The 18,117-nt window shown below is 71.0% G+C and carries 15 protein-coding genes; 3 read left to right on the top strand and 12 right to left on the bottom strand.

The features are described from left to right. Positions 1-47 precede the first annotated feature (47 nt). The 4 genes from IFT73_RS03530 to IFT73_RS03515 are packed head-to-tail and all read right to left on the bottom strand — an operon-like array spanning position 48 to position 4,075. Positions 48-863: an ABC transporter permease gene (locus IFT73_RS03530; protein ID WP_192166398.1), complete on the bottom strand. Its 816-nt coding sequence runs from the start codon at positions 861-863 to the stop codon at positions 48-50. Beyond that, complete coding sequence (locus tag IFT73_RS03525; RefSeq protein ID WP_056607719.1) at positions 860-1,771, bottom strand: ABC transporter permease; 912 nt, start codon at positions 1,769-1,771, stop codon at positions 860-862. The genes IFT73_RS03530 and IFT73_RS03525 overlap by 4 nt, the downstream gene beginning before the upstream one ends. After that, positions 1,771-2,931: an ABC transporter ATP-binding protein gene (locus IFT73_RS03520; protein ID WP_192166397.1), complete on the bottom strand. Its 1,161-nt coding sequence runs from the start codon at positions 2,929-2,931 to the stop codon at positions 1,771-1,773. Before IFT73_RS03520 ends, IFT73_RS03525 begins: the two co-directional genes overlap by 1 nt. After that, positions 2,915-4,075, bottom strand: coding sequence for a PotD/PotF family extracellular solute-binding protein (locus IFT73_RS03515; RefSeq protein ID WP_192166396.1), 1,161 nt, complete (start codon positions 4,073-4,075; stop codon positions 2,915-2,917). The genes IFT73_RS03520 and IFT73_RS03515 overlap by 17 nt, the downstream gene beginning before the upstream one ends. A 153-nt stretch (positions 4,076-4,228) precedes the next feature. Between IFT73_RS03515 and IFT73_RS03510 the strand changes: the two genes are divergently transcribed. Further along, positions 4,229-4,708 (top strand): Lrp/AsnC family transcriptional regulator, encoded by a 480-nt coding sequence (locus IFT73_RS03510; RefSeq protein ID WP_157432533.1) that lies wholly within the window; start codon positions 4,229-4,231, stop codon positions 4,706-4,708. A gap of 115 nt (positions 4,709-4,823) precedes the next feature. Here IFT73_RS03510 and IFT73_RS03505 read toward each other — a convergent pair whose 3' ends face one another. Next, positions 4,824-5,279 (bottom strand): AMP-binding protein, encoded by a 456-nt coding sequence (locus IFT73_RS03505; protein WP_192166395.1) that lies wholly within the window; start codon positions 5,277-5,279, stop codon positions 4,824-4,826. Continuing rightward, positions 5,279-6,010: an enoyl-CoA hydratase gene (locus tag IFT73_RS03500; protein WP_192166394.1), complete on the bottom strand. Its 732-nt coding sequence runs from the start codon at positions 6,008-6,010 to the stop codon at positions 5,279-5,281. Before IFT73_RS03500 ends, IFT73_RS03505 begins: the two co-directional genes overlap by 1 nt. A gap of 99 nt (positions 6,011-6,109) precedes the next feature. Here IFT73_RS03500 and IFT73_RS03495 point away from each other — a divergent pair, with 99 nt between their 5' ends. Then, complete coding sequence (locus IFT73_RS03495; RefSeq protein ID WP_192166393.1) at positions 6,110-7,825, top strand: TIGR03767 family metallophosphoesterase; 1,716 nt, start codon at positions 6,110-6,112, stop codon at positions 7,823-7,825. 10 nt (positions 7,826-7,835) lie between these two features. Here the strand turns inward: IFT73_RS03495 and IFT73_RS03490 are convergent, their stop codons facing one another. Beyond that, positions 7,836-8,630, bottom strand: a complete 795-nt coding sequence (locus IFT73_RS03490) for an HAD family hydrolase (RefSeq protein ID WP_192166392.1) — start codon at positions 8,628-8,630, stop codon at positions 7,836-7,838. A gap of 197 nt (positions 8,631-8,827) precedes the next feature. Here IFT73_RS03490 and IFT73_RS03485 point away from each other — a divergent pair, with 197 nt between their 5' ends. Further along, on the top strand, positions 8,828-9,136 hold the full coding sequence (locus IFT73_RS03485; protein WP_192166391.1) for a hypothetical protein: 309 nt from the start codon (positions 8,828-8,830) through the stop codon (positions 9,134-9,136). A gap of 3 nt (positions 9,137-9,139) precedes the next feature. Here the strand turns inward: IFT73_RS03485 and rlmN are convergent, their stop codons facing one another. From rlmN to IFT73_RS03460, 5 genes are all read right to left on the bottom strand, one after another. After that, complete coding sequence (gene rlmN / locus IFT73_RS03480) at positions 9,140-10,273, bottom strand: 23S rRNA (adenine(2503)-C(2))-methyltransferase RlmN (RefSeq protein ID WP_371811145.1); 1,134 nt, start codon at positions 10,271-10,273, stop codon at positions 9,140-9,142. 74 nt (positions 10,274-10,347) lie between these two features. Continuing rightward, positions 10,348-11,331 (bottom strand): putative zinc-binding metallopeptidase, encoded by a 984-nt coding sequence (locus IFT73_RS03475; protein ID WP_192166390.1) that lies wholly within the window; start codon positions 11,329-11,331, stop codon positions 10,348-10,350. Between the two features lie 48 nt (positions 11,332-11,379). Continuing rightward, positions 11,380-12,285, bottom strand: a complete 906-nt coding sequence (locus IFT73_RS03470; RefSeq protein WP_192166389.1) for a transglutaminase family protein — start codon at positions 12,283-12,285, stop codon at positions 11,380-11,382. Beyond that, positions 12,282-14,744, bottom strand: a complete 2,463-nt coding sequence (locus tag IFT73_RS03465; RefSeq protein WP_192166388.1) for a circularly permuted type 2 ATP-grasp protein — start codon at positions 14,742-14,744, stop codon at positions 12,282-12,284. The genes IFT73_RS03470 and IFT73_RS03465 overlap by 4 nt, the downstream gene beginning before the upstream one ends. After that, on the bottom strand, positions 14,741-18,055 hold the full coding sequence (locus IFT73_RS03460; protein WP_192166387.1) for a DUF2126 domain-containing protein: 3,315 nt from the start codon (positions 18,053-18,055) through the stop codon (positions 14,741-14,743). The genes IFT73_RS03465 and IFT73_RS03460 overlap by 4 nt, the downstream gene beginning before the upstream one ends. Positions 18,056-18,117 lie beyond the last annotated feature (62 nt).

Here is an 18,117-nt window from a genome sequence, read left to right as displayed (position 1 = left end):
CCCCCGGGCGGACAGTTTTTACCACGGTCCCGTGGTAGACCGACCCGTCAGCGGGCGAGGGCCTTCTCCTGGCGCCGGCGGACGATCTCGTTGCCGAGGACGAAGGCGATCGAGATGACGAACATCGCGGTGCCGATCACGTTGACCTCCATCGGGACGCCGCGCTGGTTCGCGCCGTAGACGAACATCGGGAACGTCACCTCCTGGCCGGAGTTGAGGTTCGTGATGATGAAGTCGTCGAACGACAGCGAGAAGCTCAGCAGCGCCGCACCGATGATGCCGGGCAGGACGAGCGGGAACGTCACCCGCCAGAACGTCTGGGCCTCCGTCGCGTACAGGTCCATCGCGGCCTGCTCGAGGTTGTCGTTCAGGCCGCTCAACCTGGCCTTGACCGTCACGATCACGAACGACAGGCAGAACATGATGTGCGCGATCAGGATCGTCCAGAACCCCAGCGGGATGATGCTGGTCGACACGAACAGCGCCAGCAGCGACGACCCCATCACGATCTCGGGCGAGGCCATCGGCAGGAAGATGATCAGGTTCGCGGCCGACCGACCGGCGAAGCGGTGCCGGACGAGCGCGAAGGCCGCCAGCGTGCCGAGGAACGTCGCCACGAGCGTCGCCAGCAGGGCGATGCGGATGCTCAGCCACACCGAGTCGGCCATGCCGTCCGCCCAGCCGCCCGGGTGCAACCAGTTGTCCCACGTGAACTGCTGGAACTTGTACACGTTGCGCGACTGGCTGCTGTCGTTGAAGCTCATCAGCACGACGATCGCGATCGGCACGAACGTGTAGGCCAGGACGAGCATCCCGAGTCCGAGGACGAGGTGCTCGCCGATCCAGCGGCGCGCGCGGGTCATACGAGCTCCTCCGTTCCTGCGGTGCGGACGTAGGCCATGACGGCGGCCACGATGATGACCATGAGGATGACCGACAGCGCGCCGGCCGTGGCGTAGTCGAGCTGCGTCGTGAACAGGCTCTGGATCGAGTTGCCGATCATCTTGGTGTTGGTGCTGCCGAGCAGCTGCGCGTTGACGTAGTCGCCGGCCGCCGGGATGAACGTCAGCAGCGTGCCGGCCACGACGCCGGGCAGCGACAGCGGGAACGTGACCTTGAAGAAGCCCCGCATGGGCGACGCGTAGAGGTCACCGGCCGCCTCGATCAGGCGCACGTCGACCTTCTCGAGGCTCGCGTAGAGCGGCAGCACCATGAACGGCAGGAAGTTGTACGTCAGACCCGCGATGACCGCGAACGGCGTCGCGAGCAGACGGTCGTCGGTCGTCGTCAGGCCCACGAGGTTCAGCAGGTCGGTCAGGTGGATCGCCTGCGCGACGCCCACGACCCAGCCGTCGTCGGCCAGGATCAGCTTCCACGACAGGGTGCGCAGCAGGAAGCTGGTGAAGAACGGGGCGATGACCAGCACCAGCATCAGGTTCTTCCAGCGCCCGGCCTTGAACGCGATCGCATAGGCCAGGACGTAGCCGATCACCAGGCACAGGGCCGTCGCGATGCCGGCGTACAGCAGCGAGCGGCCGAGCTGGCCCTTGTACTGGTCGAACGCGTCCCAGTAGTTGCCGACGTGCCACGTCATCTCGTAGCCCGTCAGCACCGACCCGTCGGGGTCGAACAGGCTCGAGGCCACGAGCGAGTAGAACGGGACGACGAAGAACACCAGCAGCCAGATCGCGCCGGGCAGGATCAGCCAGTAGCCGGTGAGCTTGCGCTTGGTGCGGCGCTGGGGGGCGGCCACCTCGTCCAGGGTCGCCACTAGTCGTCCTCGATCCCGGCCTTGGCGTCCTGGCTCGCGTCGAGCAGGAACGCGAACTCGGGCCGCCACGACACGTCGACCTTGGTGCCGACCGGGAGCATCGACCGGGCGCCGGTGTTCTGCTCGAACACCGTGAGCTCCTGCCCCCACGGCATCATGACGGAGTACTGCGTGCTGACGCCGACGAAGCTGACGTCGGTGACGTAGCCGCCCGTGATGACGTCGCCGGGCGCGTCGATCGGGTGGCCGGCCTCGGCGATCAGCACCTTCTCGGGACGGATGCCGAGCCAGCCCTTGCCGGAGTCGGAGTGCGCGCGGTCGCCCGGCACCGAGGCGAGGGCGCCCTGCACCCGCACCGTCACGTGGTCGCCCTCGCGACCCTCGATCTCGCCGGCGATCAGGTTGGACTGGCCCAGGAAGTTGGCGACGAACGTCGTGCGGGGGTTCTCGTACAGCTCGCTCGGCGCCCCCATCTGCTCGATGACGCCCTGGTTCATGACCGCGATCGTGTCGGCCATCGTCATGGCCTCCTCCTGGTCGTGCGTGACGTGCACGAACGTCAGGCCCACCTCGGTCTGGATGCGCTTGAGCTCGAGCTGCATGCCACGACGCAGCTTCAGGTCGAGCGCGCCCAGCGGCTCGTCGAGCAGCAGCACCTCGGGCTTGTTGATCAGCGCCCGCGCCAGCGCGACGCGCTGCTGCTGACCGCCTGACATCTGCGTCGGCTTCTTGTGCGCCTGCGACGTCAGCTCGACCAGCTCGAGCATGTCGGCGACCTGCTGCTTGACGTCCTTGACGCCGCGTCGCTTCAGGCCGAACGCGACGTTGTCGGCGATGTTGAGGTGCGGGAACAGCGCGTAGTTCTGGAACACCGTGTTGACCGGACGCCGGTACGGCTTCTCGTACGTGATCTCGGTGTCGCCGAGGTGGATCGTGCCCGACGTCGGCGTGTCGAGCCCGGCGACCATGCGCAACGTCGTGGTCTTGCCGCAGCCGGACGGGCCGAGCAGGGCGAAGAACTGCCCTTGCGGCACCACCAGGTCGAGCGACTTCACGGCCGTGAAGGTCGAGTACTCCTTGGTCAGCTGCGACAGCTTCAGGTCTCGCGAGCCGTCGGGCCCTCCTGCGGCGCGCGGCGCGGCCTCATGCACCTGTGACATCGGCGTAGTCCCCTTCGTAGGTTCGCATCGTGGCCTCGTCGAGCGCCATGAATCGGTGGGTCTTCGACAGGGTCGCCTCTGTCGGGAAGATCAGCTCGTTCTCGACCTGCTCCGGGTCGACGTCCTGCATCGCCTCCTGGGCGCCCTTCACGGGACAGATGTAGCTGTTGTACGCGGCGAGCTTCGCGGCGACCTCGGGCTCGTAGTAGTAGTTGATCCACGTCTCGGCGTTGTCCTGGTGGGTCGCGAGGTTGGGCACGAGCATGTTGTCGGCCCAGATCATGATCCCCTCCTCCGGCGGGATCCAGACGAGGTTCTCGTCACCGGAGTTCGCGATGTCGCCCGACCACGCCTCGCACGCCAGGATGTTGCCGGACGCGAGGTCCTGGACGTACTCGTTGCCCGAGAACGAGCGCACCTGGCCGTCGCGGCGCGTCTTCTTCAGCAGCTCGACGGCGTCCTGCCACTCGGCGTCGGTGAAGTTCTCGGGGTCTCCCCCGCCGATCATGACCAGGAAGCCCATCGTGTCGCGCATCTCGGTCAGCAGGGAGATCCGGCCCTTGAGGTCCTTGCGGGTCAGGAGCTCCTGGAACGACTTGATCTCGCCGACCTTGGACTTGTTGTAGGCGATCCCGGTCAGACCGCTCTGCCACGGTGCCGAGTAGTCACGACCCGGGTCCCACTCGGGCGACTTGAGCGAGTCGATGATGTTGGCGTGCAGGTTGGGGACCTTGGCCGCGTCGAGCTTCTGGATCCACCCCACCTGGATCATGCGGGCCGCCATCCAGTCCGTCAGCGCGAACAGGTCGCGCTTGGACGACGTGCCCGAGCCGAGCTGGTTCTTGACCTTGGCGAAGAACTCGTTGTTGTCGTTGACGTCGGCGGTGTACCGCACCGAGATGCCGGTCTCCTTCTCGAACTGCGTCAGCGTCGAGACGTAGTCGCCGTCGTCCTCGTCGATGTACTCGGGCCAGTTGCTGAACACCAGCGACCGGTCGGAGGCCGAGACGTCCTTGGCCATGCGCTGGGTGGGATCCTGCTTCTGGTCGGGCGTGTCGAACCGGGTCAGCAGGAATCCGCTGACCCCCAGGCCCGCCACTCCACCGAGACCCTTCAGCACCGTCCGCCGGTCGACACCCGCCATGCGCCACCCTCACTTCGTCGTGTTCACGAATACTCGCAACATCGCGGCCCCAGCACAAGGGATTCCGCTGTTAAGAGTGTGTTTCGCTCACGAAACCGTTGCCATCGGCACGCTGACCTGTTCATCGGCGGCCTGTACGGCACAATGTCCGTCATGACCGACCGCAAGCCCGTGGCCGCGCGAGGGCAGAGCCTCGACGACACCGCCAAGCGCATCATCGAGCTGCTCCAGGACGACGGCCGGCTGTCGTACTCGGCGATCGCCAAGGACGTCGGACTGTCCGAGGCCGCCGTCCGCCACCGCGTGCAGAAGCTCATCGACAGCGGCGTCATGCAGGTCGTCGCCGTCACCGACCCCCTGCAGATGGGCTTCGCCCGGCAGGCCATGATCGGCATCAAGGTCAACGGCAACATCCGCGAGGTCGCCGCCGAGCTCGCCACGATGCACCAGCTCGACTACATCGTCATCACGACCGGACGCTTCGACATCCTCGCCGAGATCGTCGCCGAGAGCGACGACGAGCTCCTCGACATCGTCTCGGCCCAGATCGGCGCCCTCGACCGCGTCGTCGCGACCGAGACCTTCGTCTACCTGCGGCTCGAGAAGCAGACGTACGCCTGGGGCGTGCGGTAGCCGCTCGTCCCTCGCGGCTCCCGCCCAGCCGCTCGTTCCTCGCGGCTGCCGGGCTTCGCCCGGACGCCAGTCTTCGCTCGCTGCGCTCGCTCGACCCGTGGTCGGGACGCTGGGTTCAGTGCGCCTGGACCGTTCCGCCTGATTCGAGGGTCTCGATGATGTCGGGGTAGGCGGCGCGGAGGGTTTGTTCGTAGTCTTCTGCGTCGCGGTCGGGGGCCGTGTGCGGTTCGGTGCGACCGGCCTTGTCGAGCACGTCCCAGGTGACCTCCGTGCCCGGCGCGTGCAGCACCGGAGGGCTCCCCACCAGGCGGAAGTCCCCCGAGACGGCCGGCACCGCCCCGATCCGCGCACACGCCGCCACCGCGGTGACCAGGTCGCGTCCGTGCAGACCGTCCAGGACGATCGCCGTGCCGGCGTCGACACCCATGTGGTGCAGCCCGGCGGCGATGCACGCCGACTCGTGCAGCAGCTGGGCGTACGACACCGTCCCCCGGTCGTCGGCGACCGCGAGGTCGTCGGCCAGCCCGGAGATCACGTGGTGGTCGAGGAGGCGGAACACCAGGCTCGTCATCAACGCCCCCTGAAGACCGGCGCGCGGCGCTCGGAGCGGGCCAGGGCGGCCTCCTGCACGTCGTCGCTGGCCCACACGTCGGCGAAGCTCTTCTCGATCGCGGCGTCGTCGGCGGTCGTCCCGTTCAGGACGAGCTTGTTGTGCGCCAGTGTCAGCGGCGCGAAGGCGGCGATCTCGTGCGCCCACGCGATCGCGTCGTCGACCGTGCCCGCACGATCGGCCAGGCCGCACGCCAGGGCCTCATCACGTCCCAGCGACTCCGCCGCCAGCATCAACCGCCTCGCCCGGCCCACACCGGCGAGATCGCCCAGGGTGCGGATCGTCCACGCATCGACCGCCAGGCCGTTGCGCGCCGTCGGCACCGCGAACGACGCCGTCTCGTCGGCGACCCGCAGGTCGCACGCCATCGCGAGCTGCGTGCCGGCGCCGATCGCGGGCCCGTTCACCGCGGCGACCAGCGGCACCGGGACACGCGTCAGGTGGTGCAGCATGCCGTACAGCGCCTCGAGGAAGTCGGGACCGTAGACGCCGCCCAGGTCGGCACCCGAGCAGAACGCCGACCCCCGGCCCGTCACGACGATGGCGCGCGCCCCCTCGTCGACCGCCGCGTCGACGGCGGCACGGATGGCGTGGCACAGCTCGAGATCGAGGGCGTTGCGCCGCTGTTCGCGCTGCAGCTCGATCACGACGACGTGGCCGGAGCCGCTGGCGTCGCGGGACGTGGCGATCATGGTCCTCCTCGGGGGGTCGTCCTCACGCTATCGCCCCCACGCACGGGCGGACACGCCACCGGACGGTAACCCTGCCGCTGTGACACTCGTTACAGGGGCATGACGATCTCTCGCCGCGCCCTGATCCGCACCGGAGCCGTCGTGGGAGGCGCCGTCGCCGTCGGCGTACGCCCCGGCACCGGATGGGCCGCGCCCGGCGTGGTCGCACCGCAGCACACGACGCTCGACAGCTGCTACCGCCGCGGTGCCGCGGGACAGGGCGGCTACACGCCCGTCGTCGCAGCGGCCGGCGAGGCGCACACCGTCCGCGACGACCTGGGCGTCGCACCCGGCGCAGGACGCGAGACGACCCGCACCGCCGTGCTGGGCTTCGCGCACCTCACGGACGTCCACATCATCGACGCCCAGTCGCCCGCACGCGTCGAGTACGTCGACCGCCTCGACGACTCGTACGGCGGAGCCCCGACGCTCGGCGGGCTGCTCTCGTCGAGCTACCGCCCCCAGGAGATGCTGACGCCGCAGATCGCCGACTCGATGGTGCGCGCGGTGAACCGCGTCGGTCGCGGACCCGTGACGGGCCAGGGCCTGGCCTTCGCGATCCAGACCGGCGACAACTCCGACAACTGCCAGTACAACGAGGTGCGCTGGAACATCGACGTGCTCGACGGCGAGCGCATCACGCCCGACTCGGGCAGCCGCACGGCCTACGAGGGGGTCGCCGACACCAAGGTCTGGGACGCGCACTACTGGCACCCCGAGGGACCGCGGAGGCCCGGCGGCGCCGAGGACGTGTACACGTCGCGGTACGGCTTCCCGCGCGTGCCGGGCCTGCTCGACGCGTCCCGGCGGTCGTTCGAGCCGCAGGGTCTCGACATCCCGTGGTACTCGGTGTTCGGCAACCACGACGGGCTCGTGCAGGGCAACTTCCCGCACTCCCTGCCGCTGTCGGTGCTCGCGACCGGCCCCCTGAAGGCGACGGCGCTGCCGCCCGGGCTGTCGCAGGCCGACGTCGTCTCGAGCCTCGCCACGGCGAACGCCGGCGCGCTGCTCGGCGCCGTGTCGCTGACGTCCGCGACGCTCGTCAGCGCCGACGCCCAGCGCCGCACGCTGACCCGCGGACAGGTCGTCGAGGAGCACTTCAAGACCTCGGGCTCCCCCGTCGGCCACGGCTTCACCGCGACCAACCGGCAGAGGAAGACCGCCTACTACAGCTTCGACAGCGGCCCGGTGCGCTGTGTCGTGCTCGACACCGTCAACCCCAACGGCTACGCCGACGGCTCGATCGACCGGCCGCAGCACGAGTGGCTCACCGCGCTGCTGGCGTCGTCGACCGACCGGTACGTCATCGTCTTCAGCCACCACACGTCCGCGACGATGACCAACCCGCTCGTCGTGACGGGCCTCGACCTGAACCCGCGGGTGCTGGGCGACGCCGTCGTCGCGACGCTGCTCGCGAGCCGCACCGTCATCGCGTGGGTCAACGGGCACACGCACCGCAACCAGGTGACGGCGCACCGCAGCGCCGACGGCACGAGCGGCTTCTGGGAGATCAACACCGCGTCCCACGTCGACTTCCCGCAGCAGTCGAGGCTGGTCGAGCTCGCCGACAACCGCGACGGCACGCTGTCGATCTTCACCACGATGCTCGACCACGCCGGGCCCGCGTCGCACGGCGGGACGCTGGCCGACTCGGTGCACCTGGCGGCGCTGGCACGTGAGCTGTCGGCCAACGACCCGCAGCAGCGCGCGTCCGCCCAGGAGGGCGCCGTCGCCGACCGCAACACCGAGCTGCTGCTGCGCGACCCCCTGGCCTGAGGCGGGTCCGTCAGGCGAGCGACTCGAGCAGGGCCGCGACCCCGTCGTCGTCGTTGGACGCGAGGACGACGTCGGCGACCTCGAGCACGTCGGCATGGGCGTTCGCGACGGCGTGCGCACGACCAGCCCACCGCAGCATCGGCAGGTCGTTGGGCATGTCGCCGCACGCCCACACGTCGGCGGCGTCGATGCCCTGCCCCTCGCACCACGTCGCCAGGCCGCTCGCCTTCGTGACGCCCGGCGCGGTCATCTCGGCGAGCCCGACGGCGCCCGAGAAGCCGAGCTCGACGCGGGTGCCGACGACCGACTCGACCAGCCGCAGGAACTCGTCGGGGTCGAGCCCCGGCGAGCGTGCCAGCAGCTTGCCGACGGGCGTGGACGAGATGGCCGACAGATCGCCGACCGCGTGCCCGTTCTCGCCGTGCTCCTGCGCGTACGTGTAGGCGTCCTCGCGGCCCATGCCGTCGGCGCGCTCGACGGCGAACATCACGCCGGGCACCGCCTGCCGTAGGTCGGCGACGACCCGATCCATCTCCGCGGGGTCGTGGCCCCGCGACGCGGTCACCCGGCGCTCGACCAGGTCGTAGACGAAGGCGCCGTTGCCGCAGATCGCGACGCCGTGACCGCCGACGACGTCGGCCAGCTCGTCGAGCCACCGTGGCGGGCGGGCCGTCACGAACAGCGTCGGGACGCCGGCGTCCGCGGCGGTCTCGATCGCCCGCCGCGTGCGGTCCGACAGCGATCCGTCGGTGCGCAGCAGCGTTCCGTCGAGGTCGGTCGCGACGACGCGGGGGCGGTTCGGCATGTCGTCCACGATCGCAGTGGTCGACGACGCGCGCCACGCCAACCCACCGCATCTGCGAGGATCCGACGCATGACGTTCGCCCCCATGACCATCCCCGGTGTCAGCGGGGAGATCTCGACGACCTACGCGTTCTGGACCGGATAGACGTTCTCCGTGGACGGACAGCGCGTCAGGCAGCGCGGCTTCCTGCGCAACAGGTGACGCTCCCCGGCACGGCAGGTCCCGTCGAGGCGAAGGTCAAGGGCGGCGCCTTCCGCGCCCACCCCGTCCTGGTCGTCGGTGACGGCGAGCACACGACGGGACCGCCCACCCCGAGGTTGCTGCAGGCGCTCGGGGTGCTCCCGGTGCTGTCGCTCCTGGTCTTCCATGGCCTGCTCGGCTTCGCGCTCGCCTTCGGCGGCGTCGCGATCACCATGACCGTCATCCGCAGCGCCCGGAGCGACCGGGCCACGATGGCCGTGATCGACACCGTGCTCGTCGTCGCCCTGCTCTCGGCGACGAGCTAGTCGCTACTCGGCGGCGGCCAGCTGGCCGCAGGCGCCGTCGATGTCGCTGCCGCGGGTGTCGCGGACCGTCGTCGGGATGCCCTTGGCGATCAGGCGACGGACGAACTCGCGCTCGTCCTCGGGACGCGACGCGGTCCACATCGAGCCCGGCGTCGGGTTGAGCGGGATCAGGTTGACGTGCACCCAGCCCCAGTCGCCGTACGACTGCAGGACGTCGCCGAGCAGATCGGCGCGCCACGCCTGGTCGTTGATGTCCTTGATCATGGCGTACTCGATCGAGACGCGGCGCTTGGTCTTCTGCGCGTACTCCCACGCGGCCTCGACGGCCTCGGCGACCGACCACCGGGTGTTGATCGGCACGAGCTCGTTGCGCAGCTCGTCGTCGGGGGCGTGCAGCGACAGCGCCAGCGTGACCGGGATGCCCTCGTCGGCGAGCTGCTTCATGCGCGGCACGAGGCCGACGGTGCTGACCGTGATGTTGCGGGCCGACATGCCGAGGCCGTCGGGCGCGGGAGCCACCATGCGTCGGACGGCGCCGATGACGGCCTTGTAGTTGGCCATCGGCTCGCCCATGCCCATGAACACGACGTTCGACAGTCGCCCCGGGCCACCCGCGACCTCGCCGCGGGCCATGCGCCCGGCCGCGTCGACGACCTGGTCGACGATCTCGGCGGTGCTCATGTTGCGCTCGAGACCGCCCTGTCCGGTGGCGCAGAACGGGCATGCCATGCCGCAGCCGGCCTGGCTCGAGACGCAGATCGTGGCGCGGTCGGTGTAGCGCATCAGGACCGACTCGACGAGGGCCCCGTCGAACAGCTTCCAGAGGCTCTTGACCGTCGTGCCCTTGTCGGCCTCCATCGTGCGGACCGGGTTGAGCAGCGTCGGCAGGAGGTGCTCGACGATGCGGTCGCGGCTCGCGGCCGGCAGGTCGGTCATCGCGGACGGGTCGCGCTCGAGCCGTCCGTAATAGTGCTGGGCGACCTGCTTGACGCGGTACGCCGGCTCCCCCATCGCCTCGGCGGCGGCGGTGCGCTCGTCGGCGCTCAGGTCGGCGAGGTGGCGCGGGGGCTTGACGCGTCCGCGCTTCTGCTCGAAGACGAGCGGCAACGGGTTGGGGTTGACGGAAGACACGTCCACCAGTCTCTCATTCGGGGCCACGTTCCCCCGAATCGTCCGACCCGCACCACTCGCGGAGCCGGCGTGGGTCGAGGTCAGCCGCGGGGCAGGTCGGCGACGAACTGCAGCTTCGCGAGCACCGGCGACGGGATCACGAACGGGTACAGCGCACCCTTGCCCATGCTGCGGTTGATCTGGTTGAGCGCGACGCTCAACGGGATCCACACGCCCACGACCAGGTCGCGGAACGACGTGAAGTCCTGCGGCGACGCGACGGTCGCGAGCCCGAAGGCCGACGCCGTCTCGATCGTGTCGCAGATGTGCATGTAGTGCGCGAACGTCTCGGCGAAGTCCTCGAACGGGTGCATCGTGGCGTACATGCTGATGAAGTTCTTCTCCCAGCCTGCCGGCGGGCCCTCGGAGTAGTGCCGCTCGATCGCGTCGGCGTAGCTCTCCTCCTCGTTGCCGAAGAGCTCGCGCGCCTTCTGGATGTTGTCGCCGCGCACGTGCTGCCACTCGATGTAGTGGCCGATCTCGTGACGGAAGTGACCGAGCATCGTCCGGTACGGCTCGTCGAGGTTGACCCGCACCTTCTCGCGGTGGGCGTCGTCGCTCTCGGCGAGGTCGAGCGTGATGATGCCGCTGTCGTGGCCCGTCGTGACGTCCTCGGACACGCTCGACAGCAGGTCGAACGCGAGCCCGTTGTCGGGATCCTCGGCCCGGGTGACGATCGGGAACCCGAGCGTGTCGAGCTCGACGACGAGCCGCCGCTTGGCCTCCTCGGCGACCTTGAACTCGCGCAGGCCCACGGCGTCGGCGTCGCTCGGACGCGTGCGCGTCAGGCCGCAGCTGAAGCAGAAGCCACCCGGGAACTCCGTCAGCCAGGTGCACCCCGACAGGTTGAGGTTCTTGCAGACGTGCCAGATGTCGCCGTCGGCGTCGATGTACTGACCCTTCGCGTCGACGGGGACGATGGCCCTCTCGCCGCGGGAGAACCCGAGGTTGCTCTTGCACGAGACGCACTTGGAGTTCTCGAAGTACAGGGAGTTGCCGCACACACGGCAGGAGAAGGCCTTCACCGGTCAAGTCTGTCAGGATCTCGCGCGATGGCGACCGCTGCGGGCCGGTCAGTCCGTGACGGGCGCCACGTCGACCTCGACGCGCAGGGTCGAGCTCTTCGCCTCGGTGAAGATGACGCCCTTGACGGGCGGGACGTCGGCGTAGTCGCGACCCCATGCGACCGTCACGTAGCGGTCGTTGACGAGCTGGTCGTTGGTCGGGTCGACCGCGAGCCAGCCGTCGCCGGGGATCCAGACGGCCGCCCACGCGTGCGTCGCGTCGGCGCCGACGATCCGCTCCTTGCCGGGCGGCGGTGTCGTCGCGAGGTAGCCGCTGACGTACCGGACGGCCAGACCGTGCGAGCGCAGGCAGGCCAGCGTCAGGTGCGCGAAGTCCTGGCAGACCCCCGCCCTCTTCTCGAAGATGTCGTCGACCGTCGTGGTCACCGTCGTGGCGGTCTTGTCGTACGCGAAGTCCGCGTGGATGCGCCGCATGACCTCGACGACGGCCTCGCCGACCGGGCGCCCCGGCGTCAGCGACTGCGCCGCGTAGGCGCGGGCCTCGTCCGTCTGGTCGGCCAGCGACGACGGCAGCGCGAGGTCCTGGGCCTGCCACGCGTCCGGGACGTCGGGACGGTACGCGGGGCGTGCGTCCTCCCACGGGACGGCCAGCGCCTCGGCGGAGTGCCGCTCGGCCCGCGCCTCGACCTCGGTGACGGCGAGGACGTCGAGCACGCGGTGGGGCTCGGTGACCTGGAAGTACGTCGCGGTGTTGCCGTAGTAGTCGACGTCGGCGGTCTGGTCGAGCGGCGTGGGGGTGATCGTCAGCTCGCTGCGCCCCACCGTCTGCCACGGCAGCTCGCGCGGGACCAGGTAGGCGATGCCGAGGCTGTCGCTGACGTCGTCGTCGTACGAGTACGTCGTGCGGTGCGAGACCCGGTACCGCCGGCCCGCCTCCGGCTCGACGCCGGTCACTCGGTCACCGTCGCGAAGCCAAACGCGCGCGGGACGGGCGCACCGGCGAAGTGGACGTCGCCGACGGCGTCGGCGAGCCGCGTGAGCTGGCCGATGCAGCTGGTCAGGAAGCGCTCGAGATCGGGACGGTTCTCGCCCTCGACGACCGCCAGCGACGCGACGTCGGCGCGGTCGAGCTCGTCGGCGAGGTCGTCGAGCAGCCGTTCGGGGCGGGTCGAGCCCGTCGACTCGGGCATCGCGGCGAGGTGCTGGCGCATCTCCTCGATGCCGGCCGCCAGCGACCGCGGGTTCTCGGCGTCGGCGAGCAGCAGCTCCAGGACCCCCGGCAGCCGCACGTAGCCGCGGTAGCGGCGGCGGTGCGTCACGGCGCTCTCGGCCGCCGACAGCACCGCGGTGTTGACGTCGCGGTCGACGTCGATCCCACGCCGCACGGTCGTCGTCGCGGCCAGCAGGTGGCACAGCTGCAGCCCGCGCTCGATCGCGCGACCCGTGCCGATCATCCGCCACCCGGGGTCGCGCATCATGTTGGCCGTGACGCCCTGCAGCGACAGGATGCCGGTCAGCATCTGTCCCGCGCTCTCGGCCACCTGGTGGCTGTAGTGGTAGGTCGAGAGGTGCGCCGAGGCCCGCTCGGTCCAGCTGAACGCCTGCCACGTGTCGGGCGAGAGCTGGTCGCGGACGCTCTGCGCGGCGTCGCGCAACGCCCCGATCGACTGCGCGACCGAGCCGGGTCGGTGCGCGTCGAGCAGCAGCGACCGGAAGTTGTCGTCGAGCTGGTCGGCGGTGTGGCGCGATCCGCTGAGCCGTGCGACGGCCGACATCAGCACCGCCAGGCTCGCCCCGCCGGCGGTGTGCGGACGGGAGCGGTAGTCCTCCGCGCTGGCGTGCGCGGTGAGCACGAGGCGCAGCATGTCCTCGGCGCGCTCGGCGTACCGGCCGAACCAGAACATGTCCTCCAGCACGCGCGGGACCATCGCGGCGGGTGCCCGCACGTTGGTCAGCGGCAGGACGTCGACGAGCCCTTGGTCGGGGTCCTCGGGACGCTCCTTCAGCACCCACACGTCCTTGCTGGACGGGACGCGGTCGTCGTCGCTGACGCTCGCGAGACCCCCGACCAGCGGCCGGTACGTCGAGCCGTACCGCAGCGTGAACGTCCGCAGCGTCACCGCCTGCGGGTGGACGCCGCGGGCGTCGAGCGTCGGCGACTGCGACAGCGGCAGCAGCTCCTGGCCGACGTAGCGGTGCGGCTCGGCGACGATCAGCTCGCGCAACCGGTCGGGGCCGTGGTGCTCCAGGCCGGGGCCCGACCCCTGGTCGATCGTGCGCACGACCAGGCCGTCGAGGTGGTCGAGCACGTACCGGGCCGAGCGCGGGTCACCGGCCCAGTACGTCTGGACCGACGGCAGCCGCAGCGGCTCGTCGAGCAGCAGCTCGCACATCGCCGACATGTACGGCAGCAGGCCGGGGTTCTCGAGCACCCCGGCGCCGAGACCGTTGACGACGCGCACCGTGCCGCGCCGCACCGCCTCGGAGAGTCCCGCGACCCCCAGCTGCGACCCCTTGCGCAGCTCGAGCGAGTCGCTCCACTCCGCGTCGACCCGTCGCAGGATGACGTCGACGCGCTCGAGACGTCCGAACACCCGCATCCAGACCGCGCCCTCGCGCATCACGAGGTCGCTGCCCTCGACGAGCGGGAAGCCCAGGCTCGAGGCCACGAACGCCTGGTCGTAGGCGGTCTCCGACAGCGTGCCGGGCGACAGCACGACGACGCGCGGATTGGGTGAGCTGCCGGGCGCCGAACCGATCAGCGTCGCCCGCAGGGCCTGGAAGAACGGTGCCATGCGGTGCAGCCCGGCCTGCCGGTAGAGCTCGGGCATGACCCGCGAGATGACGCGCCGGTTCTCCATCGCGTAGCCGATGCCGGACGGCGCCTGGGCGCGGTCGGCCAGCACCTGCCACTCCCCCGACGCCGCGCGACCGAGGTCGGCCGCCGCCAGCAGCAGGGGGTGCGGGTCGACGGCCGAGGCCCGCGCCGACACCCGCAGGAACCCCTGGTGGGCGAACACGACCGCCGGCGGCAGCACGCCCGACGACAGCAGCCTCTGGGGTCCGTAGAGGTCGACGAGGATCGCGTTGAGCAGCTCGGTGCGCTGCGCGAGGCCGACCTCGAGGGGCGACCACTCGGCGGCGTCCACGACCAGCGGGACGGGGTCGAGCCGCCACGGCCCGGGGTCCTGGTCGGCAGGCGTGTACGTGACGCCGTCGTTGGCCAGGAAGCGCTCGATGTCGCCGCCGACCCGCCGCAGGTCGTCCTCGGTCAGCTGGACGGCCCCCTCGGCCAGCCGGCGCCAGCCGGGGCGCAGGGCACCGTCGGGGGCCACGACCTCGTCGTAGCGGGGCGGGTCGCCCCCGAGCGTCGGCTGCGTGACCGCCGCCGAGTAGTCGCGCAGCGCCGTCACCGTCCGGCCGTCCCCCGCCTCGGCGCGCTGCCCGGCGGCACGGTGCGGCGCAGGTCGAGCGTGTGCGGGTACTCGTCGCTCGCGGCGCGACGCCCGGCCTCGATCATCGCCGCCACGTCGAGCGCTCCGGGCGTGTGGCCGAACGGCTCGAACCGGCTCGACCGGCGGGCCTCGGCCTCTCGGGCGTTGATCGGCGGACGCTCGTGGGCGCGTCCCCCGGGGTGCACGACGTGGTACGTCGCCCCGCCCACCGAGGTGGCCGAGGCGCGGTCGACGACGTCGAAGCGCAGCGGTGCGTGCGCCTCGATCGAGGGGTGCAGCGCCGACGGCGGCTGCCACGCGCGGTAGCGCACGCCGGCGTAGTACTCGCCGGCCACGCCCGTCGGTGTCAGAGGCACGGGAACACCTTGGCACGTCACGAGGTGCTCGTGCGGCAGAACCCCCCGCACCGTGACCTGCATCCGCTCGACCGACGAGTCGACGTAGCGGGCCATCCCTCCGGACGTCGCCTCCTCGCCGAGCACGTGCCACGGCTCGATGGCCCCCCGCAGCTCGAGCTCGATGCCGCCGCCCACTCGGGCCAGCCCGATGCGCGGGAACCGGAACTCGGTGAACGGGTCGAGCCACGACGCCTCGAAGTCGATGCCGTGCTCGCGCAGGTCGGCCACGACGGCGCCGATGTCGTCGATCGCGCCCTGCGGCAGCAGGAAGTCCTCGTGCAGCGCCGTGCCCCAGCGCACGAGCGGCGCGCGGTACGGCTTCTCCCAGAACATCGCGACGAGCGAGCGGACGAGCAGCGACTGCACCATCGCCATCCGGGCGTGGGGCGGCATCTCGAAGCCGCGCAGCTCGAGCAGCCCCAGGCGTCCGCGCGAGGAGTCGGGGCTGTACATCTTGTCGACGCAGAACTCGGCGCGGTGCGTGTTGCCGGTCAGGTCGGTCAGCAGGTGGCGCAGCGCGCGGTCGACGAGCCACGGCCGCGGCTCGTCGGTCTCGGCCGTCAGCCGGTCGATCTCCTGGAACGCGATCTCGACCTCGTACAGCGACTCGGGACGTCCCTCGTCGAAGCGTGGCGCCTGGCTCGTCGGGCCGATGAAGCGTCCCGAGAACAGGTACGACAGCGACGGGTGGCGCTGCCAGTACGTCATGAGGCTGACCAGCAGGTCGGGCCGGCGCAGCAGCGGCGACGCGGCCGGCTCGTGCCCGCCGAGCGTGATGTGGTTGCCACCGCCCGTGCCGGTGTGGACGCCGTCGAGGTCGAACTTCTCGGTCGTCAGGCGGGCGTGACGGGCGATGTCGTACAGCGACGTCGTCAGGTCGCGCAGCTCGGACCACGACGCGGTCGGCTGCACGTTGACCTCGATCACGCCGGGATCGCTCGCGACGACGAGCTGCGTCAGGCGGGCGTCCGGGGGCGGGCCGTAGCCCTCGATCACGAGCCGCTGCCCGAGCCGGGTCGCGGCGAGGTCGACGACGCGCAGCAGGTCGGCGTAGTCGTCGAGCCGCTCGGTCGGCGGCAGGAACACGTGCACGTGACCGTGACGGGCCTCGATCGTCAGGGCCGTCGTGGGCTGCTCGGCGGGGTCGACGACCGCCACCGACGGCACGCTCGGGTCGAGCCGGGGGCCGGCCTCGACGTACGACGGGTCACCGGACGCCCGCGGGTCGACCCACGAGATCGCGCTCAGCGGCAGCCGCAGGCCCACCGCCGACGTGCCGGGCAGCAGCACGATGCGTCCGCGCCGCAGCGACCAGTCGGGGCTGACCCACTGTTCGCCCGTCACGAGCGGCAGCACCCAGCCTGTCGGGTCGACGACCTCGGCGTCGAGCGACGACGCGAGCGACGCGTCGGCGCGCTCGGGATCGAGCCCCGGGCGGTCGCCGTCCGGCTGCCGCAGCTCGTGCACGAGCTCGGTCAGGGGGTCCTCGAAGGCGGGGCGCAGCTGACCGTCCGGCAGCCCGAGCAGCGCCGTGACCTCGCGCGCGAGCTCCTCGGCCCGCGCGGGCGCCTCGGGATCGGCTCCGGCCTCGTCCCACGGGTCGGCGAGCAGCGACGGCGACGACCACAGCGTCTCGCCGTCCTCGCGCCACTGCAGCGAGATCTGCCAGCGGGGCAGCTCCTCGCCGGGGTACCACTTGCCGTCGCCGCGGTGCACGAGCCCGCCGACGGCGTAGACCTCGCGCAGCCGCTCGGCGAGCTCGCTGGCCTTCAGACGCTTCTCGGGGCCGTCGGCCTGGGTGTTCCACTGCGGCGACGTGACCTCGTCGAGCCCGACGAACGTCGGCTCGCCGCCCTGGGTCAGGCGGACGTCACCGGCCTGCAGGCGCAGGTCGACGCCCTCGCCGAGCGCGTCGATGCGCTGCCACTGGGCGTCGGTGTACGGCTTGGTGACCCGCGGGTCCTCGTGGACGCGTCGCACCGTGTTGTGGAACGAGAAGTCGACGTCGGCGCGCTCGGTCAGCACGCCCGAGATCGGCGCCGCCGACGACGGGTGGGGCGTCGCCGAGAGCGGGATGTGGCCCTCGCCGGCGAACAGGGACGACGTCGGGTCGAGGCCGATCCAGCCCGCGCCGGGGACGAAGACCTCGGCCCACGCGTGCAGGTCGGTGAAGTCCTCGCCGGGCCCGCTGGGGCCGTCGATCGCGACGGTGTCGGAGGCGAGCTGCACGAGGTATCCCGACACGAAGCGGGCGGCGAGGCCGTGCTGGCGCAGCAGCGAGACCAGCAGCCACGAGCTGTCGCGGCACGAGCCGATGCCGCGCTCGAGCGTCTCGTCGGGGCTCTGCACGCCGGCCTCCATGCGCACCGAGTACGCGACGGCGGCGTGCACCGCGGCGTTGACCTGCACCAGGAAGGGCACCATCGCGATGCCGCCCTCGGGCACGGGCGGGAGCCGGTCGCGGAACGCCGTCACGAGGGGCCCCGGCGTCTCGGTGTCGCCCTCGCCGACCGGACGCAGGTACGGCGCCAGATCGGCGGCGAGCGACGGCTCGTACGCGAACGGGAACGTCTCGGCGTACTCCTCGATGAAGAAGTCGAAGGGGTTCACCACGACCATGTCGGCCACCAGACCGACGGTGATGTCGAGCGTCGAGACCTTCTCGGGGAAGACCAGGCGCGCCAGCCAGTTGCCGAACGGGTCCTGCTGCCAGTTGACGAAGTGGTTCGCGGGGCTGACGGTCAGCGAGTAGGCCTCGATCGGCGTCCGGCTGTGCGGGGCCGGTCGCAGCCGCACGACGTGCGGGCCGAGCCCCACGGGTCGGTCGAACGAGTAGGTGGTCCGGTGCTCGAGAGCGACCTTGATCGACATGCCCCAAGACTGCCCGGTCGCGGCCGCGTCCTCGTCACCGCCCCGACCCCGCCCGCCGACGA

The organism is Aeromicrobium sp. CFBP 8757, assembly GCF_014841755.1.
Classification (GTDB): domain Bacteria; phylum Actinomycetota; class Actinomycetes; order Propionibacteriales; family Nocardioidaceae; genus Aeromicrobium.
The sequence above is the reverse complement of the archived record's forward strand: the minus strand, read 5'-3'. Positions and strand labels throughout refer to the sequence as shown.

Excerpts from the sequence above, each read along its gene's own strand:
- IFT73_RS03520 (WP_192166397.1), bottom strand. The coding sequence starts at position 2,931 with ATGTCACAGGTGCATGAGGCCGCGCCGCGCGCCGCAGGAGGGCCCGAC.
- IFT73_RS03515 (WP_192166396.1), bottom strand. The coding sequence starts at position 4,075 with ATGGCGGGTGTCGACCGGCGGACGGTGCTGAAGGGTCTCGGTGGAGTG.
- IFT73_RS03510 (WP_157432533.1), top strand. The coding sequence starts at position 4,229 with ATGACCGACCGCAAGCCCGTGGCCGCGCGAGGGCAGAGCCTCGACGAC.
- IFT73_RS03505 (WP_192166395.1), bottom strand. The coding sequence starts at position 5,279 with ATGACGAGCCTGGTGTTCCGCCTCCTCGACCACCACGTGATCTCCGGG.
- IFT73_RS03460 (WP_192166387.1), bottom strand. The coding sequence starts at position 18,055 with ATGTCGATCAAGGTCGCTCTCGAGCACCGGACCACCTACTCGTTCGAC.
- IFT73_RS03495 (WP_192166393.1), top strand. The coding sequence starts at position 6,110 with ATGACGATCTCTCGCCGCGCCCTGATCCGCACCGGAGCCGTCGTGGGA.
- IFT73_RS03490 (WP_192166392.1), bottom strand. The coding sequence starts at position 8,630 with ATGCCGAACCGCCCCCGCGTCGTCGCGACCGACCTCGACGGAACGCTG.
- IFT73_RS03500 (WP_192166394.1), bottom strand. The coding sequence starts at position 6,010 with ATGATCGCCACGTCCCGCGACGCCAGCGGCTCCGGCCACGTCGTCGTG.
- IFT73_RS03530 (WP_192166398.1), bottom strand. The coding sequence starts at position 863 with ATGACCCGCGCGCGCCGCTGGATCGGCGAGCACCTCGTCCTCGGACTC.